This is a genomic window from Hyphomonas sp. CACIAM 19H1 (assembly GCF_003325995.1).
GTDB classification, from domain to species: Bacteria; Pseudomonadota; Alphaproteobacteria; order Caulobacterales; family Hyphomonadaceae; genus Hyphomonas; species Hyphomonas polymorpha.
Genome location: NZ_CP016437.1, coordinates 1,727,546 through 1,754,182, shown reverse-complemented (window position 1 = coordinate 1,754,182; position 26,637 = coordinate 1,727,546). Strand labels below are relative to the sequence as shown.

At 59.0% G+C, this 26,637-nt stretch carries 23 protein-coding genes; all 23 read right to left on the bottom strand.

What is annotated here, in order from left to right:
* Positions 1-64: 64 nt before the first annotated feature.
* The gene (gene bamA, locus BBF93_RS08270; RefSeq protein WP_114105597.1) at positions 65-2,629 is read right to left on the bottom strand and encodes an outer membrane protein assembly factor BamA; all 2,565 of its coding nucleotides are present in this window, start codon (positions 2,627-2,629) and stop codon (positions 65-67) included.
* A 36-nt stretch (positions 2,630-2,665) separates the two neighbouring features.
* Entirely contained in the window at positions 2,666-3,829 is a 1,164-nt protein-coding gene (locus BBF93_RS08265) for an RIP metalloprotease (RefSeq protein ID WP_114105596.1), read from the bottom strand.
* Positions 3,830-3,833: 4 nt separating this feature from the next.
* Complete coding sequence (gene dxr, locus BBF93_RS08260) at positions 3,834-5,027, bottom strand: 1-deoxy-D-xylulose-5-phosphate reductoisomerase (protein WP_114105595.1); 1,194 nt, start codon at positions 5,025-5,027, stop codon at positions 3,834-3,836.
* A gap of 4 nt (positions 5,028-5,031) precedes the next feature.
* Positions 5,032-5,850, bottom strand: a complete 819-nt coding sequence (locus BBF93_RS08255; protein WP_035599974.1) for a phosphatidate cytidylyltransferase — start codon at positions 5,848-5,850, stop codon at positions 5,032-5,034.
* Positions 5,850-6,608 (bottom strand): isoprenyl transferase, encoded by a 759-nt coding sequence (locus BBF93_RS08250; protein WP_035599977.1) that lies wholly within the window; start codon positions 6,606-6,608, stop codon positions 5,850-5,852. The genes BBF93_RS08255 and BBF93_RS08250 overlap by 1 nt, the downstream gene beginning before the upstream one ends.
* Positions 6,608-7,162: a ribosome recycling factor gene (gene frr, locus BBF93_RS08245; RefSeq protein WP_035599980.1), complete on the bottom strand. Its 555-nt coding sequence runs from the start codon at positions 7,160-7,162 to the stop codon at positions 6,608-6,610. The genes BBF93_RS08250 and frr overlap by 1 nt, the downstream gene beginning before the upstream one ends.
* A complete protein-coding gene (gene pyrH, locus BBF93_RS08240) occupies positions 7,159-7,914 on the bottom strand; it encodes a UMP kinase (protein ID WP_035599982.1) in 756 nt (251 codons plus the stop codon). Before pyrH ends, frr begins: the two co-directional genes overlap by 4 nt.
* 112 nt (positions 7,915-8,026) lie before the next feature.
* A complete protein-coding gene (gene tsf / locus BBF93_RS08235; RefSeq protein WP_035599983.1) occupies positions 8,027-8,932 on the bottom strand; it encodes a translation elongation factor Ts in 906 nt (301 codons plus the stop codon).
* 38 nt (positions 8,933-8,970) lie between these two features.
* Positions 8,971-9,762: a 30S ribosomal protein S2 gene (gene rpsB, locus BBF93_RS08230; RefSeq protein WP_114105594.1), complete on the bottom strand. Its 792-nt coding sequence runs from the start codon at positions 9,760-9,762 to the stop codon at positions 8,971-8,973.
* Positions 9,763-9,899: 137 nt separating this feature from the next.
* On the bottom strand, positions 9,900-13,322 hold the full coding sequence (gene dnaE / locus BBF93_RS08225) for a DNA polymerase III subunit alpha (protein WP_114105593.1): 3,423 nt from the start codon (positions 13,320-13,322) through the stop codon (positions 9,900-9,902).
* A gap of 80 nt (positions 13,323-13,402) precedes the next feature.
* Positions 13,403-14,089, bottom strand: coding sequence for an ABC transporter ATP-binding protein (locus tag BBF93_RS08220; protein ID WP_114105592.1), 687 nt, complete (start codon positions 14,087-14,089; stop codon positions 13,403-13,405).
* Complete coding sequence (locus tag BBF93_RS08215; RefSeq protein WP_114105591.1) at positions 14,086-15,366, bottom strand: ABC transporter permease; 1,281 nt, start codon at positions 15,364-15,366, stop codon at positions 14,086-14,088. The genes BBF93_RS08220 and BBF93_RS08215 overlap by 4 nt, the downstream gene beginning before the upstream one ends.
* Entirely contained in the window at positions 15,366-16,685 is a 1,320-nt protein-coding gene (proS, locus tag BBF93_RS08210; protein WP_114105590.1) for a proline--tRNA ligase, read from the bottom strand. The genes BBF93_RS08215 and proS overlap by 1 nt, the downstream gene beginning before the upstream one ends.
* Positions 16,686-16,732: 47 nt before the next feature.
* The gene (locus BBF93_RS08205) at positions 16,733-16,972 is read right to left on the bottom strand and encodes a DUF1467 family protein (protein ID WP_035599999.1); all 240 of its coding nucleotides are present in this window, start codon (positions 16,970-16,972) and stop codon (positions 16,733-16,735) included.
* Positions 16,972-17,400, bottom strand: coding sequence for a methylmalonyl-CoA epimerase (gene mce, locus BBF93_RS08200; protein ID WP_035600003.1), 429 nt, complete (start codon positions 17,398-17,400; stop codon positions 16,972-16,974). The genes BBF93_RS08205 and mce overlap by 1 nt, the downstream gene beginning before the upstream one ends.
* A 7-nt stretch (positions 17,401-17,407) precedes the next feature.
* On the bottom strand, positions 17,408-19,024 hold the full coding sequence (locus BBF93_RS08195) for a ribonuclease J (RefSeq protein WP_370454423.1): 1,617 nt from the start codon (positions 19,022-19,024) through the stop codon (positions 17,408-17,410).
* A 77-nt stretch (positions 19,025-19,101) separates the two neighbouring features.
* Positions 19,102-19,872, bottom strand: a complete 771-nt coding sequence (locus BBF93_RS08190) for a type III pantothenate kinase (protein ID WP_370454422.1) — start codon at positions 19,870-19,872, stop codon at positions 19,102-19,104.
* The gene (locus BBF93_RS08185; protein WP_051612627.1) at positions 19,873-20,607 is read right to left on the bottom strand and encodes a biotin--[acetyl-CoA-carboxylase] ligase; all 735 of its coding nucleotides are present in this window, start codon (positions 20,605-20,607) and stop codon (positions 19,873-19,875) included. It lies immediately after the preceding gene.
* On the bottom strand, positions 20,604-22,037 hold the full coding sequence (nuoN, locus tag BBF93_RS08180) for an NADH-quinone oxidoreductase subunit NuoN (protein WP_114105588.1): 1,434 nt from the start codon (positions 22,035-22,037) through the stop codon (positions 20,604-20,606). Before nuoN ends, BBF93_RS08185 begins: the two co-directional genes overlap by 4 nt.
* A 4-nt stretch (positions 22,038-22,041) precedes the next feature.
* The gene (locus tag BBF93_RS08175; RefSeq protein WP_114105587.1) at positions 22,042-23,544 is read right to left on the bottom strand and encodes an NADH-quinone oxidoreductase subunit M; all 1,503 of its coding nucleotides are present in this window, start codon (positions 23,542-23,544) and stop codon (positions 22,042-22,044) included.
* Entirely contained in the window at positions 23,544-25,715 is a 2,172-nt protein-coding gene (gene nuoL, locus BBF93_RS08170) for an NADH-quinone oxidoreductase subunit L (RefSeq protein WP_114105586.1), read from the bottom strand. Before nuoL ends, BBF93_RS08175 begins: the two co-directional genes overlap by 1 nt.
* Positions 25,716-25,722: 7 nt before the next feature.
* Positions 25,723-26,031: an NADH-quinone oxidoreductase subunit NuoK gene (gene nuoK, locus BBF93_RS08165; RefSeq protein ID WP_035600014.1), complete on the bottom strand. Its 309-nt coding sequence runs from the start codon at positions 26,029-26,031 to the stop codon at positions 25,723-25,725.
* 3 nt (positions 26,032-26,034) lie between these two features.
* Positions 26,035-26,628, bottom strand: coding sequence for an NADH-quinone oxidoreductase subunit J (locus BBF93_RS08160; protein WP_114105585.1), 594 nt, complete (start codon positions 26,626-26,628; stop codon positions 26,035-26,037).
* Positions 26,629-26,637 lie beyond the last annotated feature (9 nt).

Genomic DNA, 26,637 nt, shown 5'->3' with positions numbered 1-26,637 from the left:
ACGGCGGCTACGAGAGTCCTGATGAATGACATAGTTAGTTCTTCCTACTCTGGGGCTTGCGATATCAGAATCGCGTGGAGGTAGAGAACCGGAAGGTTTCCGTCCGGTCGTATTCTTCCTTGCGGAGGATTTGTGAGAAGTCGAAGCGGATGGGGCCGAAGGGCGAGTCCCAGAAGACACTAAGACCGGCGGAGGCCCGCAGCGTCGCAGCATCCTTTGTCATCCGGATGGCCGTCAGGCCGGGATAGCCGAATGGCGCGCCATCTTCGAGAATGACTGTAGAGCCCTTGTCGACATCTTCGAGCAATCCAAGGGAGCCGACATCCAGGAAGAGGGCGCTCTTGATGCCGTATTCTTCCGGGATGAAGTTCGGAACTGTGAGCTCAAACGTACCTTGATAGTAGGCGTTGCCGCCCATCGAGTTGAGACGCTGCGTCGAGACCACTTCACCCGTCGCCGGATCAATCAGGCGAAGGATTTCGCGAGGACCAAGACCCGCAACATCGAAGCCGCGGAAAGTGCTGCCGCCGCGGAAGAAACGGTTGTTGATACGAACGCCCTGCTCATCGTCCAGCGGAACGACGAAACCACCCGAGAAGTTGGCGCTGGCCACGACATCGCGCCAGATGCCGCGATAGAACGAAGCGCCGGTTTCCGTACGGATGTATTTCACATCCCCACCGACGCCGGCGAGATCCTGGCTGAAGCGGAAATTGAAACCACGAGTGGGCGAAATCGGATCGTTGGTCTGATCCCAGAAGAAATCATACCCGACGATGCTGGAGATATCGCTGCGCTCCGAGCGGCAAATGGTGTTGCGAAGCACATAAGCAGGGTCACAGATGTCGACCACCGCCTCGCCTGGGCCGGCGTCGCCCGGCTCCGGAAGTCTGTAGATATCATCAGACAAGTCGTCGGGGGTATCCTGGCCCGCGATCTGTGTACGGCTGCGGAGGAGCATGCCGCTGGAGTCGATGATGATGTTCTGGTTGGCAATACTGACATCATCAGACTGCAGACGGTAACGAACGCCCATCTGCATGCGATCTGTGAGCGGGAATGCCATCCGCAAGCCGCCGCCAATCGTGTCGCTGGTGAAGCCAGTATACTCCTCGAAATCCTGACGTGTCGCGAAGAGATCGACGCCCGCCGACAGGTTGCGGTCGAGGAAGCGTGGCTCCGTGAAGCGCAGATCGACAATCTGTTGGCGGCTGGAAAGCGAGGTTCTGGCGACAACTGACTGGCCGCGTCCACGCAGGTTCCGCTGAGAGGCGCTGAGATCAAAGAGGTACGCATCGACGGAAGAGAAGCCGGCGGCGAAGGATAGTTCGCCGGTCGATTGCTCGGTAACCTTGACATCGACAATCGTGCGGTCGGGTTGCTCGCTCGGCGTTTCGACGACTTCAACATCCTTGAAGAAGCCGAGTGCGCGGACACGGTTACGCGAACGGTCCAGCAGAATCCGATTGAACGCATCCCCTTCGGACAGGCGAAGTTCGCGGCGAATGACGCGGTCCAGCGTCTGAGTGTTCCCGACGATATTGATGCGATCGATATAGACGCGCGGGCCTTCATCGATCGCGAAGGTGATATCGATGCGTCCAGATTGTTCGTTCACGCTGATCTGTGGGCGGACATCCACAAACGCATACCCTGCTACGCCTGCAGCATATGTCAGGCTATCGATCGTCGCTTCGATCTGGCTGCCCCGGAAGAGTTCTCCCTCCTGGATCGGAACAACCGCCTGCAGAACATTCGCGTCCAGTTTCTCAAGCGCAGTTTCGACCTTGATGACCCCGAAATCGTACTGACGCCCCTCCTCCACCGTGTAGGTGATGTAGAAGTCTTTCTGATCGGGCGTCAGTTCTGCGACAGCAGAGGAAACGCGGAAGTCGTAATAGCCATTATTCTGATAGAACTCGCGAAGCCGTTCGCGGTCATATTCGAGACGGTTTGAATCGTAGTTGTCGTTAGAGCTGAAGAAACGCCAAAAACGCGACTGCTTGGTAACGATCTCGCTGCGCAGCCGGGAGTCGGAATAGGCCTGGTTGCCAATGAAGTTGATCGACCGGACGCCCGTGACCGGCCCTTCGGTAACTTCGAAGATCAGATCCACACGGTTCTGTTCCAGCGGCTTGTATTGCGGCTCCACCTTGGCCGCGAAACGGCCCGAGCGGCGATAGAGTTCCATGATCCGCTGCACGTCAGACTGCACGCGAGCTGCGGTAAAAATTCCACGCGGCGCTGCCTGAATCTCTTCGCGAAGCTTGTCGTCCTTGAGCGCGCGGTTGCCCTCGAAAATGACCCGGTTGATGATCGGGTTCTCCACAACCTGGATAACAAGATCATTGCCCCGGCGATCAATTGAAACGTCCGCAAACAGGTTCGTTGCGAACAGCGTTTTCAGGGACAGGTCGATCCGGTCTGGGTCGAATGCATCGCCCGGCTCAACAAGAAGGTAGGACTGGACGGTGCGCGCTTCGATACGCTGGTTGCCCTCAACCAGAATCGATCTGATCGTCCCGCCATAAAGGGGATCTTCCTGCGCACTGGCTGTGGCGCCAAAGTTGCTCACGCCCAATGCAAGGGCGCTGGTCGCAAGAAAAGTGGCCGCGAGAAACTTACGCATTATGGATATCACTCTCCGTATCGGACTGACATTCCGTCAGCCACCACCCCGTCCAAATACGCCCGTTTCAATCACATCTCCCCATGTGATAACCACCACCATAAGCAGCAGAAGGAACACACTCGCTCTCAATGCGAAGGCTTCCACCTGGCTTGGGAGTTTTGCTCCCGTGACTGCTTCGTATGCATGAAACACAACACGACCGCCATCCAGCACTGGCAGTGGCAACAGGTTGAAAAACCCCACACCTACAGAAACTGCCGCACAAACACTCATAAGCATCCAGAACAATTGCTCTGTCTTCTGCCAGGAAGTGAGTTGGGTCTGCTCCATCACCCGGTTGACCGCGCGACGGGAAATATCACCCACCCCGACAGGCCCTGACATGGTGTGGACAGACATGTTGCCGGTAACGATTCGGCTGAGCATCTTAACCGTCTGATCAATGGTCCGGCCGGTTTGAGCCGTACCGGCAACAAGGGAGCCGATCGGGCCATATTGCACCCGCTCTATCAGATCGGTGTGGGCCAGATTGAAGCCTGCGGTGCTCTGAGGCACGATCTGTCCAAATTCGTTCGGCCGGACAACCTCAAGCGGCGTGACTGCCAGGCTCAGCGGCTGCCCATCCCGCTCCACAACGAAGTTCATCGCCTTGTTGGGGCTGACGAGCACCATTGCCGTAACGTCGGCGCCGCTGAAAATGTCCCGATTATTGATCTGGCGGATCACATCTCCGGGCAAGAGCCCTGCTTCTTCGGCAGGCATACCCTCAGAGACATTCATTATCTGAACTTCGAATTTCGGCGTCCCGAACACACCGATGGCGAGCGCAAAGATCAGCGTGGCCAGCACAAAGTTCGCAAATGGCCCCGCAAGACTGACCACAATCTTGGGAATGGGTTTCAGGTCGTCAAAAGACTTGCCGACGACATTGGCGTGGGGACCATCGTCAAGGCGCGCTGCCGCGGGGAGGAAACTGACGAACCCACCGAGCGGTATCCAGTTGATCCGCCACCGCGTTCCCCGCTTGTCCCGTCCTTCTACAAGGGGTTTGCCGAAGCCCACGGCAAAGGACTCAATGGCCACGCCATAGAGGCGCGCGGCCAGATAGTGACCAAATTCATGAATGACCACCACGATGCCCATCATGAATATCAGGCAAGCAAGGAAGAGCGGCCCCTGACTCAGAATCTGATCCACTCGATCATCCCCCTGCCCGGCTTGGGGCGTTGCTTAACCAATCGGACGCTAGGAAATGCCCGTATCGGCTCAATTCTGCTATCTCTTCAAGCGTTTCGCATTTGCTAGAGGCAAAATTACTTGATGAAAAGCGCTCGAGTGCGGCTTCCACCGCCCTTGCGATATCTAGAAACCCGCATTTTTCGGCAACAAAGGCGGAAACTGCCGCTTCATTAGCGCAATTTAATATCACCCGCGCGCCCGGGCCGGCATTCATGGCCTGGCGTGCAAGACGGATCGAGGGGAAACGATTTTCGTCAACTTCGGTAAATTCCAGCCTCGAAATCTGCGCAAGATTGAGCCGGGTGACGCTTGTAGGTATCCGGTCCGGCCACCCCAGAGCGTAGGCGATCGGGGTCTTCATGTCCGGAGTGCCCAGCTGCGCGATCACGGAGCCATCGCTGAAATGCGCCATTCCGTGGATGATGGATTGCGGATGAACCAGAACGTCGATTTCAGAAGCGGGCACATCGAACAGCACCGCCGCTTCTATGAACTCCAGCGCCTTGTTCATAAGCGACGCGCTGTCGATGGAGTTCTTGATACCCATTGACCAGATGGGATGGGCGGCCGCCTGTCCCGGCGTCGCCCGCTCCATTTGCTCTAGCGTCCATGTGCGAAACGGCCCACCCGACGCTGTGATGGTCAGCTGCTCCAGCTGTTTGCCGTCACCGAGGCTTTGGAAAATCGCGCTGTGCTCAGAATCGACGGGAAGAACGCGGGCGCCCGACTTTTTCGCTTCCTGGAGCATCAGCGGGCCCCCGCAGACGATGCTTTCCTTGTTAGCGATAGCGACGTCATTGCCTGCACAGATGGCCGCCAATGTAGATTCCAGGCCTGCTGCGCCCACAATGGCCGCCAGAACCCTGTCACACGGCCTGGTGGCGGCTTCGTTGAGTGCGGCGGCGCCAGCGGCAACTTCAATCCCAGTCCCGGCCAGACGGGCTGTGAGCTCATCTAAGCGGCTTTCATCGGCGACAACCACAATGCGAGGACGCAGGACACGCGCCTGTTCCGCCAGTTTCTCAACATCTTGGCCAGCGGCGAGTGCCTCAATTTCAAATTCAGCGGTCCCAGTCTCAATGGCATGGCGAATCACGTCGAACGCGGACCGGCCAATGGATCCCGTGGATCCAAAAATAGAGACCCTGCGCACCATCAGCTCACAGCCCCAAAGATGCCGCGAAACCAGGAAGGACGAAAAGGGCCAGGCTTCCGGCAATGCTGACCGCGCCGAGCCCATCCACGCGATCCAGAAGGCCTCCATGGCCGGGAAGTATCTTTCCCGAATCCTTGACCTTGAAACGGCGCTTTAGTCCGCTTTCAAACAAATCGCCTGCCTGTGCCACGATCGATATTGCTATCCCTGATATGATCCAGATGACGGGATCGACATCTTCTATCATCGCAGCGAAATAACCACAGATTGCGCACCCGATAACAGCAGCAATTGCACCACTCCACGTCTTATTCGGGCTTTCACTCGGCAAAAGCTTGGGCCCGCCAATCGCCCGGCCGAAAAAGTAGGCGGCTGCGTCGGATGCCCAGACGAATGACATGAAATACAGCGCCGCCGAACGGCCCTCCCAGCCCCCTTCCCGAAGCAGGTAGAGCCCAGCGAGCATTCCGAAAACGTAGACAACACCGAAGCCGGCCGCAATTCGCGTGTGTACACCGGCGCGGGCAGCCAGCACTGCCAATGACAATGCTGCCACCGCTATCGAGAGCGTAATGGCGAGATTATCGAGCGGGAATGACGCCGCAAAAAGCCCGCCAAGCCCCGCGAGCAAATGATGATGCGGTGTTGCGCTCATCGCGCACCATTCCAGCATCATGACATATCCAAATAAAGCGCATGCCGCTGCGAGCCACCAGCCCCCCATCCAGACAGCAGCGAGAGCCATCGGGATCAGAATGAGAGCAGACGCCAAACGGACAGGAAGTTCGGAAAACCGCCTTTCGGCTGGCGTCCAGTCGCCCATCAACCTGCTCCCGGAGTCACCGCGCCATAACGGCGCTCCCGTTCATTGTAGCTTTTTAGGGCTTCTTCAAGATGGGACCGGCCGAAATCCGGCCAAAGAACGTCACAAAACAGCAGTTCTGCGTAAGCCGCCTGCCAAAGGAGGAAATTGCTGATCCGGAACTCTCCGCTCGTGCGGATCAGAAGGTCCGGGTCGGGGAGACCGCTCGTGTCCAGATAGGCTGCGAATTCTGATTCGGAGATGTTCTCATCGCGAACCCCGGCTTTCACGTCGCGCGCGATAGCCTGCACGGCGCGGAGTATTTCGTCTCTCGCCCCATAATTGAAAGCGATCGTCAGATTGAAGCGAGTATTGCCGCTCGTCTCAAGCTCGGCCTTATTGACGAGACTAGCAATATCTGGCGGCAGGCCTTCCCGCTGACCAATTATCCGTATCCGCACGCCTTCCGCCTTGAGACGGCCGAGATCCCGCTGAACGTACGCCTTCAGCAGCGCAAACAGGGTGTTCACTTCTGCTGGCGGTCTCCGCCAGTTCTCTGTGGAGAAGGAAAACACGGTGAGGTATTTGATGCCGAGTTCGCCGGCCGCATCGACCGTACGCCGCAAGGCTTCCACGCCCCGCTCATGACCGGCTGACCGGGGGAGATGGCGCGCTGTAGCCCAGCGGCCATTTCCGTCCATGATTATCGCCACATGGCGAGGGGCGGCGGGCTGATCGCCCGCCGGCACAGGGTCGAGAGGGGCAGCCGCCCGCGACATTAGACCTGCATGATCTCCGCTTCTTTGGACTTCAGCGCCTCATCGACGCGCTTTACGAACGCATCGGTGAGTTTCTGCACCTCATCCGTCAGAGCCCGGTGACGATCCTCGCTGATCTCGCCATCCTTCTCGGCCTTTTTGAGGGCGTCCATACCGTCGCGGCGCACATTCCGCACCGCAACGCGGGCAGCCTCTGCATACTTGCCGGCAATCTTGGTCAGCTCCACCCGGCGCTCCTCGTTGAGGGGCGGGATCGGAATCCGCAGGTTCTGCCCGTCCATAACCGGGTTCAGGCCAAGGCCGGACTCGCGGATGGCCCGGTCAACGGCGCCCACCACGGCCTTGTCCCAGACGTTCACAGACAGCATCCGCGTGTCGGAAACGGTTACAGAAGCGACCTGGCTTAAAGACGACATGCCGCCGTAAGCCGGAACCTGAATGCTGTCCAAAAGGTTCACGGAGGCACGCCCAGTCCGCAAACCCGCAAATTCCGACGCCAGAGACGCGAGCGCGCCTTCCATCCGGCGCTCGATGTCCTGTTTGCTATAGCTCATGGCTTCTCTGCTCCCTCATTGGTAATCGTCGTGGATGTGCCCCGCCCGTAAAGGACATTCAGCAGTGAACCTTCCTCCTTGAGCGAGAAAACCACGATCGGAACATTGTTGTCTCTCATCAGGCTGACGGCAGAGGAATCCATAACGCGAAGGTCTTTCGCCAGGAGCTCCTGATAAGCCACCTGATGGTAGCGGGTAGCCGTCGCGTCCAGTTTCGGGTCGGCGGTATAGACGCCGTCGACCTGGGTGCCCTTCAGCAGCGCGTCGCAATTCATCTCGATCGCGCGCAGCGCAGCGCCGGTGTCCGTCGTGAAGAAGGGGTTGCCGATGCCTGCGGCGAAGATCACCACGCGGCCCTTCTCCATGTGCCGGTGGGCGCGCCGACGAATGTAGGGTTCACAGATGGCATCCATATTCAGCGCTGACTGCACGCGCGTGGGCACACCAATGTTCTCAAGCACGCTCTGCATTGCGAGCGCATTCATCACGGTCGCCAGCATTCCCATCGAGTCAGCCTGGGCGCGCTCCATTCCCTTTGCAGCGCCTGCAACGCCGCGAAAGATATTACCGCCGCCGATGACCAGGCAAATTTCCGCGCCGGCTTCACGCGCTTCGGCAATTGCCCGGGCAAACTTCTCACAGGTCGGAATATCGATCCCGAACTGCCCACTTCCCATCAGCGCCTCGCCTGAGAGCTTCAGAAGGACGCGACGATATTTCAGTTTGCCAGTTTCAGGCTCGCCGGAAGGCATAACGAAACCCCACTCTCTTTTATTATGAGTACTGGATACAATAATCCCGGCCGCTCCTGAGGGGGCGGCCGGGATTGTTCAAAGCCCCTCGCGGGCCGAAAGGCAAGCCCGATCAGGCGCCTTTTGTAAGCGCAGCAACCTCGTCAGCGAAGTTGTCCGCAGCTTTTTCCACGCCTTCACCGAGTTTGTAGTGGACAAAGCCTTTAAGCGTAGCTCCCTGCTCTTTCAGGAATTCGCCGACCGTTTTGTCAGTGTCCATGATGAAGGGCTGCTCAACCAGAACAACTTCCTTGTAGAACTTCTGCATCCGGCCAACGATCATTTTTTCAATGACGGCGTCCGGCTTGCCGCTCTCGCGAGCCTGCTCGGTCAGAACACGCTTTTCCGATTCGACAAGCGCAGGATCAAGCTCTGCCGTGGTGGCCGCGGCCGGCGACGTGGCAGCGATATGCATCGCAACCTTGCGGCCAGCGTCTTCCAGGTCACCCGACCCGTCCAGCGCCACAAGAACGCCAACCTTGCCCATGCCAGGCACCACCGCATTGTGGACGTAAGCCGAAACGCGGCCGTCAGCCGAAAGCTTGGCAAAGCGGCGGAGCGTCATGTTTTCACCGATGGTGGCGATCATGCGCTTGATGAGGTCGTCAACGCTGCCTTCGCCGTCCGGCGAAGGGGCGCCAGCGAGCGCGTCAACCGCGCCATCCACCTTCAGGGCAGCCTCGGCGATACCGTCGAGCGACTTCTGGAAGATTTCATTGCGCGCAACGAAGTCCGTTTCAGCATTCAGCTCGACGATTGCGCCAGACTTGCCGTCGGCAGACAGCTTGACGGCGACGAGGCCTTCTGCAGCAGCGCGGTCAGATTTCTTGGCGGCCTTCGACAGACCTTTGGCGCGAAGCCATTCGATCGCAGCGGCCTGATCGCCATCGTTTTCGACGAGCGCCTTCTTGGCGTCCATCATGCCTGCGCCGGTCTTCTCGCGCAGTTCTTTCACAAGTGCAGCCGTAATCTCAGCCATGAGATTGTTCCTTCATCTTGGGTTGGCAGGAGAAGCGATTAAGCTTCGCCTGCAGCTTCTTCGTCAGCAAGTTTGACGTCGGCATCCGCCAGAGTCGCAATGTCCGCAGCAGCGCCAAGATCAACGCCGAGACCTGCTGTGGATTCAGCCAGACCATCGAGCACGGCATCAGCAAACAGGTTGCAGTAAAGGGAGATCGCGCGGGCAGCGTCGTCGTTGCCGGGGAAACCGTAGTCAGCGTCGGCCGGGTTGCAGTTGGTGTCGAGGACAGCAACCACCGGAATGCCGAGCTTGCGGGCTTCCTGAACAGCGATCGCTTCCTTGTTGGTATCGATCACGATGATGGCAGACGGCAGGCCGCCCATATCTGCGATACCGCCGAGCGATTTCTGCAGCTTCTCGCGGCGGCGCTGCAGGTCGAGCAGCTCTTTCTTGGTCAGGCCGGCGCCGCCACCGCTCTCGAACATCGCGTTGAGTTCGCGCAGTTGCTTGATCGAGTTGGAAACGGTCGACCAGTTGGTCAGCGTGCCGCCGAGCCAGCGATGGTTCATGTAATACTGAGCGCAGCGTTGAGCGGCTTCAGCGATAGGCTCCTGAGCCTGACGCTTGGTACCCACGAACAGGATACGGCCGCCTTTGGCAACGGTATCACGCACGAAGACCAGCGACTGGTGAAGCGCCGGAACCGTGTGCGAAAGGTCCATGATGTGGATGCCGGAACGCTCGCCGTAGATATACGGCTTCATGCGGGGGTTCCAGCGGTGGGTCTGGTGACCAAAGTGAACACCAGCCTCGAGCAGCTGACGCATCGAGAAGTCAGGAAGGGCCATCGATTTTCTCCATCCGGTTGGCCGTCGCAGGGGGAACTACGGGAAATCCCGTCGCACCGGATGCACCCGCGACATGGTTTAGAATGCGCGCGTATACTCAATTCAGGCGAAACAACAAGTCCCAAAACACCGTAGATTCAGGCTGCCTGGCGTGGATCGACCTTCTCCACCCCCGGAACTTCCTTCAGGGCGCGCTGGGCCCGCAGGCCGATGGTGTAGGTTTGGGGCAGTCTCATTGTCACGATGCGGCCATCCTCTAGGATGAGCTCGATGAAAATGATGCCCCTGTCGCCATCGGGAAGCTGCTCCAGCCGGCGCACCACTCCGGCCAGATCTGCCGGATTTGAATCAGGCCCCAGCCGAACTAGCAAAGAGCCGGAAGGCTTGGACAACCTTGCGTCTTCCAGTTCAATCGCCCGGTCGAGATTGAGGCGAAGCTCCTCCCCGTTGAGCTTGGCCGTCACCGTAATGGCCACCGCTTTGCCGGGTTGGAGCAGATCGCCGTATTGCTGAAGGCCTTCATTGAAGACCATCATTTCAAGCTCGCCTGTGGGGTCCGAAATCGTCAGAAACGCGAATTTGCCGCCATTCTTGCTCGGCTTGTCGTTTCTCGAGCGCACTATCCCGATCATTTCCAGCGGCTTGCCGTCGGCGGCGCGCTCATGGATCTCCATGGCCAGGGTCACGCGGTCCCGGTCAATCGAGGTCAGGACATCGTCCAGCGGATGACCGGAGAAATAAAAGCCAATGGATTTGAACTCTTCGTCCAGCTTCTGCTGCGCCGTCCAGGGCTTGGAGGGCGGAAAGTCTGGGCGGAGCGCCGGCTCAGCCTCGCCGAACAAGCCCCCCTGCCCGCCCTGGCGATCTTCAGCCTGGCTGACGCAATACTGAGCCAGCAACGGAACCGCTGCCAGTGCGCGCGCCCGGTTTGCTTCCAGCCCATCCAAAGCGCCAGACTTGGCCAGAGATTCCAGCGCCTTCTTGTTCACATGTCTTGGATCGACCCGCTCGGCGAAATCATAGAGATCCTTGAACTGCCCCCCCTCATTGCGAACAGCCACGACATGCTTCATCGCCTCAATACCAACGCCCTTGATGGCGCCCAGCGCGTAGACGATCCCATCTGCATTCACGTCAAAATCCGGCTGTGACGCGTTGATCGCAGGCGCCAACACCCGGATCCGCAGACGCTTTGCTTCCTGGAAGAAGGCCGCGAGCTTATCGGTGTTCCCGATATCGAGGCTCATCGAGGCGGCCAAGAACTCCTTCGGATAGTGGCATTTCAGGAAAGCCGTATGGTAGCCGATCAGCGCATAGGCGGCGGCGTGAGATTTGTTGAAGCCGTAGCCAGCGAACTTCTCCATCGTGTCGAAGATTTCGTTGGCAAGGGATTCCTTCATCCCCTTATTGGCTGCTGCGCCCTCCACGAACCGCTTGCGCTGCGCAATCATCTCTTCGAGCTTTTTCTTGCCCATCGCGCGGCGGAGAAGATCTGCTTCACCCAGAGAATAGCCGGCAATCTCCTGCGCCATCCTCATGACCTGTTCCTGATAAACAGGCACGCCATAGGTCGCCTCCAGCACAGGCTTGAGATCAGGATGCTGGTAGCGCACAGAGGCGGGGTCTTCCTTGCCCTGAACATAAACGGGGATGTTCTCCATCGGCCCGGGCCGATAGAGCGAAATGATCGCGATCAGGTCTTCAATGTTGTTGGGACGCACGCGGCGTAGCGTGTCGCGCATGCCCGCGCCTTCGAGCTGGAACACACCGAGTGTTTCGCCGCTCGCCATCAGCTCATAAGTCGCCGGATCATCCATGCTCCGCCAGGCAGGCCCGACTTCGCCACCATCCCGCCGGATGAAGTTCAGCGCCCGGTCGATCACCGTGAGGGTTTTGAGACCAAGGAAGTCGAACTTCACCAGACCCGCCATCTCGGCGTATTTCATGTTGAATTGTGTAGCCGGAAGATCAGCACGCGGATCGTTATAGAGCGGCACCAACTCAACAAGCGGGCGGTCAGCAATGACGACACCGGCAGCGTGCGTGCCGGCGTTGCGGTACATGCCTTCCAGCGCCCGCGCTGTGTCGATCAATTCCCCTACGCGCGGGTCTGCTGCTATTTCCTCATCAAACTTCGGCTCCGCTGCAATCGCCTCATCAAGCGTCGGAGGCTTAGCGGGGTTGAACGGAATCAACTTGGCAAGCCGGTCCACCTGCCCGTAAGGCATCTGCATCACCCGGCCTACATCGCGCACCACGGCCTTTGCCTGAAGCGTACCGAAGGTGATGATCATAGCCACGCTGTCTGCGCCGTATTTCTCGCGGACGTAGCGGATCACTTCGCCGCGCCGCTCCTGGCAGAAATCGACGTCAAAGTCGGGCATCGAGACGCGTTCAGGGTTCAGGAAGCGCTCGAACAGAAGGTCGAACCGCAGAGGGTCCAGATCGGTGATTGACAGCACCCAGGCGACGAGAGAGCCCGCGCCCGAACCCCGGCCGGGCCCGACCGGAATCCCATTGGCTTTCGCCCACTTGATAAAGTCCGAAACGATAAGGAAGTAGCCGGGAAACCCCATGCGGGCGATAATGCCCAGTTCATAGTCCAGGCGCTCAAAGTACTTCTCTCTATCCGCATAAAGACGGTCTGCTTCCGCCAGGCGCTGTTCCAGACCCTGGCGCGCCTGATAGGCAAGCTCCTCTGCTTCCGAGCGCCCTTCCTTGCTGAAGTTCGGCAGGATCGGCTTTCGGGTTTCAGCCCGCACCGAGCAACGCAGGGCGATTTCCTGAGTATTGGCAATGGCCTCCGGAAGATCGTCGAACAGGGCGACCATCTCTTCGGGAGACTTCAGGTACTGATCCGGCTCAACCCGTTTGCGGTCGTCCTGCCCCAGATATTGTCCATTGGCGATGCACATCATGGCGTCATGAGCCGTGACGTCGTCCGGCTTCATGAAGCGGGCGTCATGGGTTGCCACAATCGGCAGGCCGAGCTCGTAAGCGAGTTCTACCAGTCCCTGTTCCGTCTTGATCTCGTCCTGATTGCCATGACGCGTAATCTCGACATAGCAGCGCCCCGGATAGGCGGCCGCGAGCGTCGCCATCTCTGTCCGGGCATCGGCCATGCGCCCTTTCAGAATGTGCCGCGCAATTTCGCCCTCAGAGCCGCCCGTCAGAAGGATAAGTCCCTCGGTATTCTCGAGCAGATATTTCTTGTGAAGGCGGGGCACGCCATCCTCTGCCTCCAGATAGGCGCGGGAAGAGAGGAACATGAGGCGCTCGTAGCCCACATCATCCTGAGCATAGGCGGTCAACCGGAAAGGCTCCGCCTTGGGTGACCCATCGGTAACGTCGAAGCAGCAGGCCATGATGGGCTGGACCCCATAGTCCGCCAGCTTCAGTGACAGCTCTAGCGCGCCGAAGAGACAGTTCCGATCTGTCACCGCCATCGCGGGCATGCTGTGCTGCTTGCACCATTTTGCCAGATCAGACGGCGTAATCATGCTCTCCAGCAGCGAATAGCTGGAGCGGACAGCAAGATGAATAAAAACGGGTTTCGTCACGCGGCAATCCTCTTCCGCGCGGATAATCTCACCGAATCAGCAAAGCTGGAAGCATCTGCCGCCAGCAGTCCACAAAAGGATCACTCTGTGTAGTCGACCAGCTTGCCATCCTGAAGGGTCAGCACGCGGTCCATATGCCGGGTCAGCGCCAGGTTGTGGGTCGCGACAAGCACCCCCGCCCCCTCTTCCCGCACCATCTTGATGAGCGTTCCAAAAACCCGCTCTGTGGTCGCCGGATCCAGATTGCCTGTTGGCTCATCGGCAATCACGAGTTTCGGATCGTTGGCAAGCGCGCGGGCAATGGCGACCCGCTGCTGCTCGCCTCCCGAAAGTTGGCCGGGCTGATGGAAGGCCCGCTCTTCAAGTCCCATCTCTGCCAGCAGGCGGGAGGCTTTTTCCCTGGCTTTTGATTTCTTTACCCCGGCAATCATCAACGGCATTGCGATATTGTCGATGGCGTTGAACTCGGGCAGCAGGTGATGGAACTGGTACACGAAGCCGATCTTCCGCCGGCGGATGCCGGTGCGGCCATTGTCATTCAGCTTCAGGCAATCGATTCCATCGAGAAATATCGATCCGCCTTCTGGCCGCTCAAGCAAACCGGCCGTGTGCAAGAGAGTGGACTTGCCTGAACCTGACGGCCCAACCAGGCCAACCAGCTCTCCTGGTGAAACGCGCAGATCTGTGCCCCGCAGCACCTGCAGCGCCCCGGCAGCCGTGCGGTAGGTGCGGTCAATCCCGATAAGTTCGAGTACAGGCTGTGTCATTCGAACCTCAGGGCTTTCACCGGATCCTGGGATGAGGCCCAGATAGACGGGATCAACGAGACAACCATCGACATGACAAGCGCATAGGCGCCTGTGCTGAACACTTCCCCCCAGTCCAGAACTGCCGGGAGATGATCGAGCCCATACTGTTCGGCCGGGAATACCTCTCCATCAATCGCCAGATTGATGAGCGCCTCGATCGGGCCAATATTCAGAATAAAGAGAACACCGACGACCATCCCCAGCAGCGCGCCGAGAGAACCAAGAACGGTTCCCACCATCAGGAAAACCCTGAGGACGCCACCGCGGCTGAGGCCAATCGTACGAAGGATCGCGACATCCCGTGTCTTGTTCTTCACCAGCATGACCACACCGACGATGATATTCAGTGTGGCGATCATCATGATGATGGTCACCAGAAGACGCACCATGACACGCTCTGTCTGTAGCGCGCCGAGATAGGTGCGGTTCTTGGTTTTCCAGTCACGCAAAAGCAAGCTGTAGCCGGTCGCTTCCGCGATGCGCTGCATCACGATCTCGGTTGTATCCGGATTTTTCACGCGGATATCCAGATACTGGTAGCGGCCCTTCGACTGAAACAGGATCTGGGCCTGTTCCATCGGCATGAAGACGTACACATTGTCGAGCTGCGCGGAGCCGGTGCGGAAGATGTCCCCTACGATGTAAGCTTTGCTGATCGGCGTCTGCCCGATGGGACCAGACCGCATCTGAGAGGTCACGACTTCAACGCTATCGCCTGGTTGAAGACCGAGATTGGCGGCGAGGTACTGGCCAATCATGATGACGTTTCCGCCATTCCGGCCTTCGCCAAACCCGCCCGCCAAAGCCGCTGCGCCGCCATCCTTGAGGATTGGCATGGTTTTGAGATCTGCCGGCGGAACAGCCCTGACAACGCCGCCGGTGCGGACCCCATTGGCGGAGAGGAGCACAAACTGCTCAATGTAAGGCGAAACGCTGACCACGTCCTGCGTTTCGGAAATAATCTTGGCAAGCGCCTGTGCCTCATCCTGGGGGATGCCATCCACAGCGGCCGAAATGTGAGGTTCTCCGCCCAGTAGCGCGTCCAGCAGGGTCGCCCTGAACCCGCTCATGATCGACATGGTGATGATCAGTGCGGCAACGGCAAAGAAAATGCCGATGAACGAGATCACAGCAATCAGGCTTGCGCCGCCATGCTCCCGGCGTGCCCGCAGGTATCGCCAAGCAAGCGTCCGCTCCAGCTTGCCGAACGGAGTGGCAGAGGGCGTCGCGCTCATCAGGAGCCTTTCAGCTGAGCCAGCATGTCTTCAATTTTGACGTCGTGTTTCTCGCCGGTCTTGCGGTTTTTCACCTCAACCTTGCCTTCAGCCACCCCGCGCGGACCAACTGTCGTCTGCCAGGGCAAACCAATCAGGTCCATACGCGCAAACTTGGCCCCGGCACGATCATCCGTTTCGTCATAGAGCACTTCGCGGCCCGCTGCGGTCATGGCCGCATACAGAGTTTCGCACGCGGCATCGCATGCCTCATCGCCTGGGCGCATGTTGATCAGACCCACATCGAAAGGCGCGACCGCTTCCGGCCAGACAATGCCATTCTCGTCATGACAGGCTTCAATGATAGCGCCGAGCAGGCGAGAAACGCCGATGCCATAGCTGCCCATCTGGACGGGCACCATCTGCCCATCCGGCCCCTGAACGACGGCGTTCATGGGTTTGGAGTATTTGGTGCCGAAGTAGAAGATGTGGCCGACCTCGATACCGCGCGCCGACACGCGGCGATCTTCCGGCAGCGCGTTGAAGGCTGCTTCGTCGTGCATTTCCTCAGTGGCGGCGTAATAGCTGGTGCGGTCGTCGACAAAGGGAGTCAGATCCGCGCCGAAATCGAGGTCAAGGCCTGGCGCCGGCAGGTCCAGCAGGGCCTTGTCACAGAACACCGCGCTCTCACCCGTCTCCGCCAGAATGATGAACTCATGGCTCAAGTCCCCACCAATAGGGCCGGTATCTGCCCGCATCGGAATGGCTGTCAGCCCCATCCTGTCAAAGGCGTTCAGATAGGCGCAAAACATCTTGCGATAAGCTGCCCGGGCGCCCTCTTCCGTCAAATCGAAGGAATAGGCGTCCTTCATCAGGAACTCCCGCCCCCGCATGACGCCAAAGCGCGGACGCACCTCATCCCGGAACTTCCATTGCTGGTGATAGAGGTTCAGCGGCAACTGCTTGTAGCTTTTTACGTAGGTGCGGAAAACGTCCGTAACCAGTTCCTCATTGGTGGGGCCGTACAGCATGTCCCGGTCATGGCGGTCCTTGATGCGGAGCATCTCCTTGCCATAATCGTCGTAACGGCCAGACTCGCGCCAGAGGTCTGCCTGCTGAAGCGTGGGCATCAGCATCTCGATGGCGCCGGAACGGTTCATCTCCTCCCGCACAATCTGCTCGATCCGTTTCAACACCCGGAAGCCCAATGGCAACCATGAGTAGATTCCAGCACCGTTCTGGCGGATCATGCCAGTACGCAGCATCAACTGATGCGAAACGATCGCGGCATCTGCCGGAGCTTCTTTGGAAACAGGCAGGAAAAACTTCGACAGGCGCATGAATCATCCAGACTTTTACGGAATTCTTTCACGCTCACTAGCCGGAGCTAGACCGGTTCCGCAAGCAGGAGAGGAATAACCAGCGCAGCAACGGCCGTGATCACTACGGCGCCAATGGTGGCCCAGATCACTTTTTTGACCAGCATCGGGTTCTTAGGCGCCCCCTCTTCCGTACCAGGCGTGGTGGACTCGTCTTCCCATTGCCCCTTCACCCCAATCGGCAAAACAGCGAAGAAGGTGATCCACCACCCCAGAACAAAGACGATTGTGGCGCCCGCAATCCCCATCAGTGGTGACCTTTGGGCGTTTCCATCAGTTCAACCAGAACCCCGTTGGAGTTCTTCGGGTGAACGAAAATGATCATGGTGCCATGAGCGCCGATACGCGGTTTGCCCAACACGGTGGCGCCGCGCTTTTCCATTTCAGTCACGGCCTGATTGATGTCCGCTACTTCGAAACAGACGTGATGCTGCCCACCAGCCGGGTTCTTCTTGAGGAAATTCGCAATCGGCGAAGCTTCATTCAGCGGCTCGATCAGCTCGATCTGGCTGTTGGGAAGGTTCACGAAACAGACTTTCACGCCCTGCTCGGGCATGTCGAACGGTGTCGTAATGTCCGTTGCGCCATACAGCGTCCGGTAGGTCTCGCAGGCCTGCTCAATGTTAGGCACCGCAACACCAACATGGTTCAGCGGACCAATCTTGAATTCGCTCATGAAAATCTCAGCTCCTCAGCACAACCACTTCAATCATCGGCTTCAGGCCGAAATTGATATCACAAGCTTTTCGCAATGCACGGCCCATAACGCGCTCGATCGCCTCATCATCGCCGCGGTCCTTCTTTGAAAGCCCGGCAAGGGCCGCCTCGGCCGCGTCATCAAGGATTTCAAGACTTTCCTCGGCCACGCGGCCATCGGTCTCGGAAAGCCCTTTCACGACAACGACCGGTCCATCGACAATGCGCCCAGCCTGATCGAGGCTCACGGTTGCGAAGATGATGCCGCTATTGTGCAGGCGCTTGCGCTCGATCAGGCCCTGAGCGCCTTCCGGCACCAGACGGCTGCCATCCAGGAAGAGGCGGCCGGCGGGCACCTCATCCAGAATTTCTGCTTCGCCCGGTGCGAGGCGGATCAGGCTGCCATTACGAGGCGCCACGGCTTCCGGCACCTGCATCGAACGGGCGTAGGCGGCATGTTCGAGAATATGCCTGCGTTCACCATGGACCGGCACAGCGATACGCGGCCGCACCCACTGATACATCCGGCGCAGCTCATCCCGGCAAGGATGTCCGGATACGTGGATTGTTTGCGGCACCATCCGGGGATGGATGACCCGTATACCCTGCTCCGCCAGGGTGTTCTGAAGACTGTAAACGCTGCTCTCATTTCCGGGGATGAGGCGCGAGGAGAAGATCACACTATCCCCTTCGCGCAGCGCCACATGGCGGTGGTCTCCCCTCGCTATGCGCGAGAGCGCAGCATTGGCCTCGCCCTGGCTACCGGTGCAGAGATAGAGAATGTTTTCAGGAGGCAGGTAACCGGCTTCCGCTTCATCCACGAAATCGAGGCGCGCAGGCAGAATGCCAACCGCCTTGGCCGCCGCCGTAACACGGTGCATGCTTCGCCCGACAAGGCAGACGCTACGTCCGGCCCGGTTGGCCGCATCAATGATCGACTTCACCCGCGCCACGTTGGAGGCAAAGGTGGTGACCGCGACAGCCTGTTTCTGCTCGGCAATCAACTCGATCAGGCCCTGGCGTACAGTCTCTTCCGACCCCGCTTCACCATCTTCGAACACATTGGTGGAATCGCACACCATGGCGAGAACACCTTCATCACCCAGCGCGGTCAGCCCCTCAATGTCCGTAGTCGCACCGATCTGTGGATTGGGGTCTATCTTCCAGTCGCCCGTATGCAGGATCACGCCTGCAGGTGTCCGGATTGCGAGCGCATTGGGCTCGGGAATGGAGTGCGTGAGCGTCACGTAGGTCACTTCAAAAGGACCGGCCTTGACGGTGGCGCCCATGGAAACCGTCTTCAGCCATTTATGATCCACGCCGCGCTCATCCATCTTTGAGCGGACGAGTTCACAGGTGAAGGGGGTAGCGTAAATTGGCGCTTTGGTGCGCAGCAGAGGATAAAGCAGCCCCACGGCGCCGATATGATCCTCATGTGCGTGGGTCAGGAAAACGGCATCAATTTGTTCGCCCACGAGAAAATCGGGATCGGCACAGATCAAATCAATCCCGGGCGTTTCAGAGTTTCCGAAGGTTACCCCCACATCCACGACAATCCACCTCCGGGCATGAGGCGGGCCATAGCCATACGCATTCAGGTTCATCCCGATCTCGCCGCATCCGCCGAGGGGGAGGAAGACAAGTTCGTCCTTGGACTGATCGAAGGGGGTATTTCCAATGGTCAACGGTTCCGCTTCCAGACTTCCAGAAGGCCCCGGATGAGGATGTCCTGGTCATAATAATCAATCGTCTCACTAGCGCCTTCAAACAGAGAAGCGACGCCCCCTGTCGCAATCACCGTCATGGGGCGCCCCCATTCCGCCTTGATCCGGCGCACGAGACCATCAATCAACTCAATGTATCCAAGAAACACGCCGGACTGCATGGCAGAGACGGTGTCTTTGCCAATGACCTGCGCCGGTTTCTGGATGGCGATTCGGGGCAACTGGGCCGCCGCGTCATGCAGCGCTCTCATGGATAGATAGATACCCGGCGAAATGATGCCACCCTCAAACGCACCATCGGCAGACACAATGTCGAATGTTGTGGCCGTGCCGCTGTCGATCACCACCAGATCGCCTGGATAAGCGACATGCGCGCCCAGCGCGCTCACGATACGGTCAGCGCCCACCTGTTCCGGGTGCCGAACCCTGAGGTCCATGCCGGTCTTGATACCCGGCTCGCCTATGAACAGAGGCTCTACATTGAGGTAACGCCGCGCCAGATTTCTGAAATTGAATTGCGCGTGCGGGACCACGGAGGAGACGACGCAGCCCTTTACCTTCGAGAGGTCGACCCCCTGCATGTCCGCCAGGCGCCAGAGCCAGGAGGCATGATCATCGGCAGTCTTCGTGGAATCCGTTGCGCTGCGCCATTGGTTGACCCAATTCTGCCCATCATGCAGCGCGAACACGGTGTTGGTATTGCCGACGTCGATGACCAGAAGCATGATTTAGGCTTGTCCGATGAGGCTGACTTCGCCCGCTCTTATGATGCGCGTGCTTCCATCGGGCAACCGCAGACGCAGCGCGCCGTCCAGTTCCAAATCTTCAAATACACCCCGCACAAAGGCTTCGCCGACGCGAACGGAGACTTCCTGTCCCCTACCCTCGGCATAATCAAGCCAGTCCCGACGGAGGCTTTCAAAGCCTCTGCGCGCCTGCGCGAGCCGGGCCTCAAAGGCGGAATGATAGACACCAATCACTTGACTTAGTTCAAGATTTTGTCCGCTCAACAGATTGAGACTGGTCGCCGCCTGCCCCACATTCTCCGGCACATAAGCCACATTGATGCCGGTGCCCGCTGCGACCCAAAGATCCCCGCCAGCGCCGCCCGTTTCAACCAGGATGCCGGACACCTTCTGCTGGGCGATCCTCACATCGTTGGGCCACTTTACCTTGACCGGCGCGTCAGGCGCGAATGTCCGCACGGTATCCACCACCGCCATGGCCGCCGCAAAGGGGACCCGCAGCGCCACGGGAATGCCGCCCGGCTCCGCAAAGAGCGCCGTGGTGAAGATGTTCCCGACGGGCGAAGACCAGACCCTGTCCTGACGGCCGCGGCCTGAGGACTGAGACGCCGCCACGATCCATTGCTCGTCAAACTGGCCGGAGCCGGCCCGCCGTTTTGCCTCGGTATTGGTGCTGTCTATCTCTTCAAACCGGTAAACCGGCCAGGAAGCGCTCAAGGGGCCAGACCCGCAGCAGCATAGCTTGCCCAGCCACCTGTACCGAGTTCTCCGATGAAGATCATGAACACGACACCAGCCACCACGGCGCAAGCGATCACGGTACCAAGTACGGACACATCCACCCGCTCGAAAGCTTCCTTCGGCTCATCAAACCACATCACTTTCAGAAGCCGCAGATAGTATCCGAGCGAAACCACCGAGGCGATGACGAGCACGATGGCCAGCGGAACAAGATCGGCATCCACGCCCGCACGCAGGACTTCGTATTTGCCGAAGAAACCTCCAAATGGCGGAAGCCCGGCGACGGAAAGAACGAGAACCGTCATCGCAATGGCAAAGACCGGCTGACGGCGCGCAAGCCCGCCAAGCTCCTGGATGCTCTCAACCATGCCGCCGCGGCGGCGCATTGCCAGAACGCCGGCAAATAGACCAAGCGAAGAGACAACGTAGATCGTGGAGAAGGTGAGCAGCGCCGCCGCGCCGAGCGCCTGCCCCGCCGCCACCGCGACCAGTGCATAGCCGACATTGGCAATCGACGAATAGGCGAGCAGACGCTTGATGTTGGTTTGCGTCAGGCCACCGAGTGAACCGACAATCATCGAGAGACCCGCCACGATTGCCACGATGAGCTGCCACTGATGGATCACACTGCCGAACAGCGTGAACATCACATTGGCGAAGACGACCAATGACGCAAATTTCGGCGCCGACGCGAAGAACGCAACGACCGGTGTGGGCGCACCTTCATAAACGTCCGGCGTCCAGACGTGCATAGGCGCAGCAGAGATCTTGAACGCCAGGCCGACAATCATCAGCACCATGCCGAACATGGCGCCTACAGACTCCCCTGCCAGCGTCAGACCGTCAAAGGACGTCGTGCCCGTGAAGCCATAAACGAGGGACGCGCCGTAGAGCAGCATGCCAGAGGCAAGCGCGCCGAGAACAAAGTATTTGAGGCCTGCCTCGGATGACCGTGCGGAGTCCCGATGGAAGGCTGCGAGCACGTAGGATGAAAGGCTCAGCGTCTCGATACCCATATAGAGCGTCATCAGGTCGTTGGACGACAGGGTGATGCCCATACCGAGAGAGCCGAGAACCATCAGCAGCGGGTATTCGTAGCGGCTGATGCCGTGGCGCTTCAGGAAGCCCTCCGACACAAACACCGCAACGCCCGCCAGCGTGAAGCTGATAACCTTGGTGAAGTTCGTGAAGGTTGTCGTCTTGACCAGGCCATTGAACGCCTCGCCGCCCTGGAGGTGGATGGCGGACAGCACCGCCGCCCCGAACAGAACCAGCGCGCCCACCTTGTAGGAAAGGCTGTTGAAGCGCTCCCCGACAATGGCGCCGACCAGCACCAGTACAAGGCCGGACGCAGCGAGCCAGAGTTCGGGCGCGAGCGCCTGCAGGATGGATTGAGTGTCGAGCATCGGCTTACTGGCCTCCCGCCATGAGCGCGATGATGCGCGCGGTAGCACCACCGGTGACGGTGAAAATGAGGTTCGGAGCAATACCGAACAGGATCGTCAGCGCCGCGAGCGGGGCGATACAAACCCATTCGATCCGGTTCATGTCCTTGATATCCTCAAGGTGGGGATTGGTGATCTCGCCAAAGACTGTCCGGCGATACAGCGTCAGCATGTAGACGGCCGAGAAGATCACACCGAAGGCGGCGCCGAAGGCTGCCCAGGTTGCCGCCTGGAAGCCGCCGACCATGGTGAGGATTTCCCCCACAAAGCCGCTGGTGCCCGGAAGGCCGACATTGGCCATCGTGAACAGCATGAAGAAGCCGGCATAAATCGGCATGCGGCTGACGAGGCCGCCATAGGCAGCAATCTCGCGGGTATGCATCCGGTCATAGACCACGCCGACGATAAGGAAGAGCGCGCCGGAAATGAGGCCGTGGCTCAGCATCTGGAAGATGGCGCCCTGAATGCCCGTCTCATTGAATGCGAAGATACCGAGAGTGACGAAGCCCATGTGCGCGACAGAGGAGTAAGCAATCAGCTTCTTCATATCCGTCTGCCGCCAGGCGACGAGCGACGTGTAGATGATCGCCACAACGGCCAGAGCAAACATCATCGGCTGGAAAAACGCGCTCGCATCGGGGAACATCGGCAGCGAGAAGCGCAGCATGCCATAGCCGCCCATTTTCAACAGGACACCGGCAAGCACCACGGAGCCCGCCGTCGGTGCCTGAACGTGCGCATCCGGCAGCCAGGTATGGACCGGCCACATGGGCAGTTTCACCGCGAAGGATGCGAGGAAGGCCAACCAGAGCCAAGTCTGAACGCTGGGATCAAAGGCGTATTGCTCCAGCACTTCGAAGTCTGCCGAGCCTGCTGCCTGGATCATGTAGATTGCCGCCACGAGCAGAAGAAGCGAGCCGATCAGCGTATAGAGGAAGAATTTGAAGGACGCATAAATACGGTCCTTCCCGCCCCAGATACCGATGATCAGGAACATCGGGATAAGGCCAGCTTCGAAGAAGATGTAGAACAGCACCAGATCCAGCGCAGTGAAAACGCCGATCATGAATGTCTCAAGGACGAGGAAAGCGACCACATACTCGGTCACGCGCTTGTCGATCGAATTCCAGCTTGCCAGCAGGCAGATCGGCGTAAGGAACGTCGTGAGCAGGATCAGCGAAATCGACAGGCCATCGATGCCCAGCTTGTAGCTGATCGGGCCATACCAGGTATGCTGTTCGACCAGCTGGTAACCTGGCTGGGACGCGTCGAACGACACGAAAGCCGCCACCGACAGCACAAATGTCGCTGCCGAGATGATCAACGACGCCATGAGAATGGCGCGGTTCTGCCGGCCATCATCCGCGACCGCACGGCTGCCGGCCGTGGCCGCCCGCACAAGTACGATCAGCAGCGCCCCGATCAGAGGCAGGAATGTCGTTGCTGTGAGAATGGGGAAACCGCCCATCAGTTGGCCCCTCCGGCCCGCAGCCACAGGATCGCGCCAAAGACAATGGCGGCCCCGATGATCACGAACGCATAGTGATAAAGATAACCTGTGTGGAGTTTTGCGAGACGGCGGGCGCTGAAGCCGGCAAACCAGGCCACTCCATCCGGTCCGACGCCATCGATGATCTTCTTGTCTGCCTTCCAGAAAATGTTTCCGAGGAAGGCGGAACCGCGGACCAGCGTGGCCTGATAGATCTCGTCGAAATACCACTTGTTTGAGAACAGCGCATGAAGCGGTCCACCGCTGGCAGCAATCCGCGCGCCCACACCTCTGTTGAAGAAGTAGGTCATGCTCGCCAGCACGAAGCCGGCGACGGTGACCACCAGAGGCGCCCACAGAACCCATTCCGGTACATTGTGACGATCATGGAGAACATGGTTCTCTGCGGCGCGGTAGATTGCGCCAGCCCAGAACGCCTCGTTGTTGGCCTCCACGAAGGCATCGTAGAAATAGAAGCCGGCGAAAATTGCACCCAGGCTGAGCAAGCCCAGAGGGATGAGCATCACCATCGGGCTCTCATGCGGCGTGTGCGCATGATGATCGTCAGCAGGGTGCTCCTCCCCTTTTACGTCTTCGCTCTCATGGGTGTCGTGATGCCCGTGATCGTGATGCTCGCCATGCTGCGTCAGTGGACCATGGAAGGTCATGTAGATCAGGCGCCAGGAATAGAAGCTCGTCAGGAATGCTGCCAGCAAACCGAACCAGAACGCCATCTGGCCAAACATCACCTGCGCGCTGCCACCTGCAAACGTGCTCTCGAGGATCGCATCCTTGGAGAAGAAGCCGGAGAAGCCGAGTTTTGTGTGCGGGATGCCGAGGCCGATGATGGCGATCGTGCCGATCATCATGGCGGCGTAGGTCAGCGGCATGAACTTCGCCAGGCCACCCATCCGGCGCATGTCCTGCTCGTGGTGCATCCCGTGAATGACGGAGCCGGCACCAAGGAAGAGTAGCGCCTTGAAGAAGGCGTGTGTGAAGAGGTGGAACATCGCCGCTTCATACGCGCCAACGCCGGCCGCGAAGAACATGTAGCCCAGCTGCGAACAGGTTGAGTAGGCGATCACGCGCTTGATGTCGTTCTGAGCCATGCCCACCGTAGCGGCGTAGAGCGCCGTGACGGCTCCCACCAGCGTGATCATACCGGCCGCATAGAACGTGTATTCATAGATCGGCGAGACGAGGCAGACGAGGTAGACACCCGCCGTCACCATTGTTGCCGCGTGGATGAGCGCGGACACCGGTGTCGGGCCTTCCATGGCGTCCGGCAGCCAGACGTGCAGGAAGAACTGTGCCGACTTACCCATCGCGCCGATGAACAGCAGGATACCGATGAGCTCGAGCGCATAAACGCGCTGGCCGAGGAAGGAGATGATAACTTCGCGGGCGGGCGCGGCTTCTGCAAACGCAACCGGCGTCACGATGACGTTGTTCCGGATCGCATCCAGTACCGGGCCGAACTCGACGCTGCCGAACACGAAGAATACAGCCATGATGCCGAGAGCAAGACCAAAGTCGCCCACGCGGTTGGTCACGAAGGCCTTGATCGAGGCATCATTCGGCGCCTTCTTCGTGTACCAGAAGCCGATCAGCAGGTACGACGCGAGACCCACGCCTTCCCAGCCGAAGAACAGCTGGATGAAGTTATCGGCCACCACCAGCATGAGCATCATGAAGGTGAAGAGCGAGAGATAGGCAAAGAAGCGGGCCTTGTGCGGCTCTTCGCTCATATACCCCCACGAATAGAGGTGAACGAGGCCGGAGACGCCCGTGATGACCGCCATCATGACAATGGACAGCGCATCCACCCGGATCGCCCAGTTAGCCTTGAAGTTGCCCACCTCGATCCACGGCATCAGCGTGATGATGTGCTGCTTCAGCTCCTGCGTACCATGCGCGGGGCCAGCGGTCAGGTAAGCGTCCAGCGCTGCGTGGGCTTCATGTCCGCCGACAAGGCCAAGGCCCGCCACATAGGCAAAGAGCTGGTAGAGCGACAGCGCGCCCGCAGTCAGCACCGTACCGGTGGTGACCAGCATGACGATCCGATCACCGATGATCTTGTGAAACAGACCGAACAGCGCCGCGATACCGGGCGCCAGAACGATGAAAAGGAGAAGGCTATCAGGAAGCATACCCTTATCAGCCCTTCATGAGGTCGACATTCTCAACCGAGATGTCGCGCCGGTTACGGAAATAGACGACCAGGATCGCAAGTCCCACGGCCGCTTCTGCTGCGGCAACCGTCAGCACGAGCATGGCAAAGATCTGCCCCTGGATCGTGCCGCTGAAGACCGAAAAGGCCACCAGGTTGATGTTCACGGAAAGCAGGATCAGCTCAATCGCCATCAGGATGACGATGATGTTCTTGCGGTTCACGAAGATGCCGACGACACCGATCGTGAAGAGTGCCGCTGACACCATTAGATAGTGAGGAAGTCCGAGTTCCATCTATCAGATCCCCTGCCCTGGTGTTGGGTCCTTGAGCTCAATAGCGTCGGCGCGGCGACGGCCAGTCTGCCTGGCAATATCCTGACGCTTGATGTGCGGCTTGTGGCGCAGCGTAAGAACAATAGCCCCGACCATCGCCACCAGCAGCACAATGCCAGCCAGCTGAAACAGCAGAATATAGTCGGTATACATCACATAGCCGATGGCTTCCGCGTTGGTGGGCGCATTCGGCGACGCATCCATATTGCCGGTGGGAACATTGCCGCCTGCGACAGAAACAAGCGCGAGCTCCGCCAGCAGAATGACCCCCACAAGCAGCGCAAACGGCCAATACCGGAGGGTTCCCTGCTTCATTTCAACGAAGTCCACGTCCAGCATCATCACGACGAACAGGAACAACACGGCCACAGCGCCGACATAGACGACCACCAGCAGCATCGCGAGGAACTCGGCGCCAATCAGGACCAGAAGCCCCGCCGCCGAGAAGAACGTCAGAATGAGCCAGAGCACGGAGTGCACGGGATTTCGCGCTGCGATGACAAACATCGCCGCCAACACGACAACCGCCGCAATCAATGAGAAAGCGATCAACGCCACGGCTTGTTC

What these genes read in the sequence shown, in the direction of transcription:
- rpsB (WP_114105594.1), bottom strand. Translation starts at nt 9,762, where the DNA reads ATGGCCCTTCCTGACTTCTCGATGCGTCAGCTGCTCGAGGCTGGTGTT.
- BBF93_RS08215 (WP_114105591.1), bottom strand. Translation starts at nt 15,366, where the DNA reads ATGAGCGCGACGCCCTCTGCCACTCCGTTCGGCAAGCTGGAGCGGACG.
- BBF93_RS08205 (WP_035599999.1), bottom strand. Translation starts at nt 16,972, where the DNA reads ATGGGGATTGCGGGCGCCACAATCGTCTTTGTTCTGGGGTGGTGGATC.
- bamA (WP_114105597.1), bottom strand. Translation starts at nt 2,629, where the DNA reads ATGCGTAAGTTTCTCGCGGCCACTTTTCTTGCGACCAGCGCCCTTGCA.
- nuoN (WP_114105588.1), bottom strand. Translation starts at nt 22,037, where the DNA reads ATGCTCGACACTCAATCCATCCTGCAGGCGCTCGCGCCCGAACTCTGG.
- frr (WP_035599980.1), bottom strand. Translation starts at nt 7,162, where the DNA reads ATGAGCTATAGCAAACAGGACATCGAGCGCCGGATGGAAGGCGCGCTC.
- BBF93_RS08195 (WP_370454423.1), bottom strand. Translation starts at nt 19,024, where the DNA reads ATGAACCTGAATGCGTATGGCTATGGCCCGCCTCATGCCCGGAGGTGG.
- nuoL (WP_114105586.1), bottom strand. Translation starts at nt 25,715, where the DNA reads ATGCTTCCTGATAGCCTTCTCCTTTTCATCGTTCTGGCGCCCGGTATC.
- BBF93_RS08255 (WP_035599974.1), bottom strand. Translation starts at nt 5,850, where the DNA reads ATGGGCGACTGGACGCCAGCCGAAAGGCGGTTTTCCGAACTTCCTGTC.
- BBF93_RS08175 (WP_114105587.1), bottom strand. Translation starts at nt 23,544, where the DNA reads ATGGGCGGTTTCCCCATTCTCACAGCAACGACATTCCTGCCTCTGATC.
- BBF93_RS08250 (WP_035599977.1), bottom strand. Translation starts at nt 6,608, where the DNA reads ATGTCGCGGGCGGCTGCCCCTCTCGACCCTGTGCCGGCGGGCGATCAG.
- nuoK (WP_035600014.1), bottom strand. Translation starts at nt 26,031, where the DNA reads ATGGAACTCGGACTTCCTCACTATCTAATGGTGTCAGCGGCACTCTTC.
- BBF93_RS08220 (WP_114105592.1), bottom strand. Translation starts at nt 14,089, where the DNA reads ATGACACAGCCTGTACTCGAACTTATCGGGATTGACCGCACCTACCGC.
- mce (WP_035600003.1), bottom strand. Translation starts at nt 17,400, where the DNA reads ATGAGCGAATTCAAGATTGGTCCGCTGAACCATGTTGGTGTTGCGGTG.
- proS (WP_114105590.1), bottom strand. Translation starts at nt 16,685, where the DNA reads ATGCGCCTGTCGAAGTTTTTCCTGCCTGTTTCCAAAGAAGCTCCGGCA.
- dxr (WP_114105595.1), bottom strand. Translation starts at nt 5,027, where the DNA reads ATGGTGCGCAGGGTCTCTATTTTTGGATCCACGGGATCCATTGGCCGG.
- pyrH (WP_035599982.1), bottom strand. Translation starts at nt 7,914, where the DNA reads ATGCCTTCCGGCGAGCCTGAAACTGGCAAACTGAAATATCGTCGCGTC.
- tsf (WP_035599983.1), bottom strand. Translation starts at nt 8,932, where the DNA reads ATGGCTGAGATTACGGCTGCACTTGTGAAAGAACTGCGCGAGAAGACC.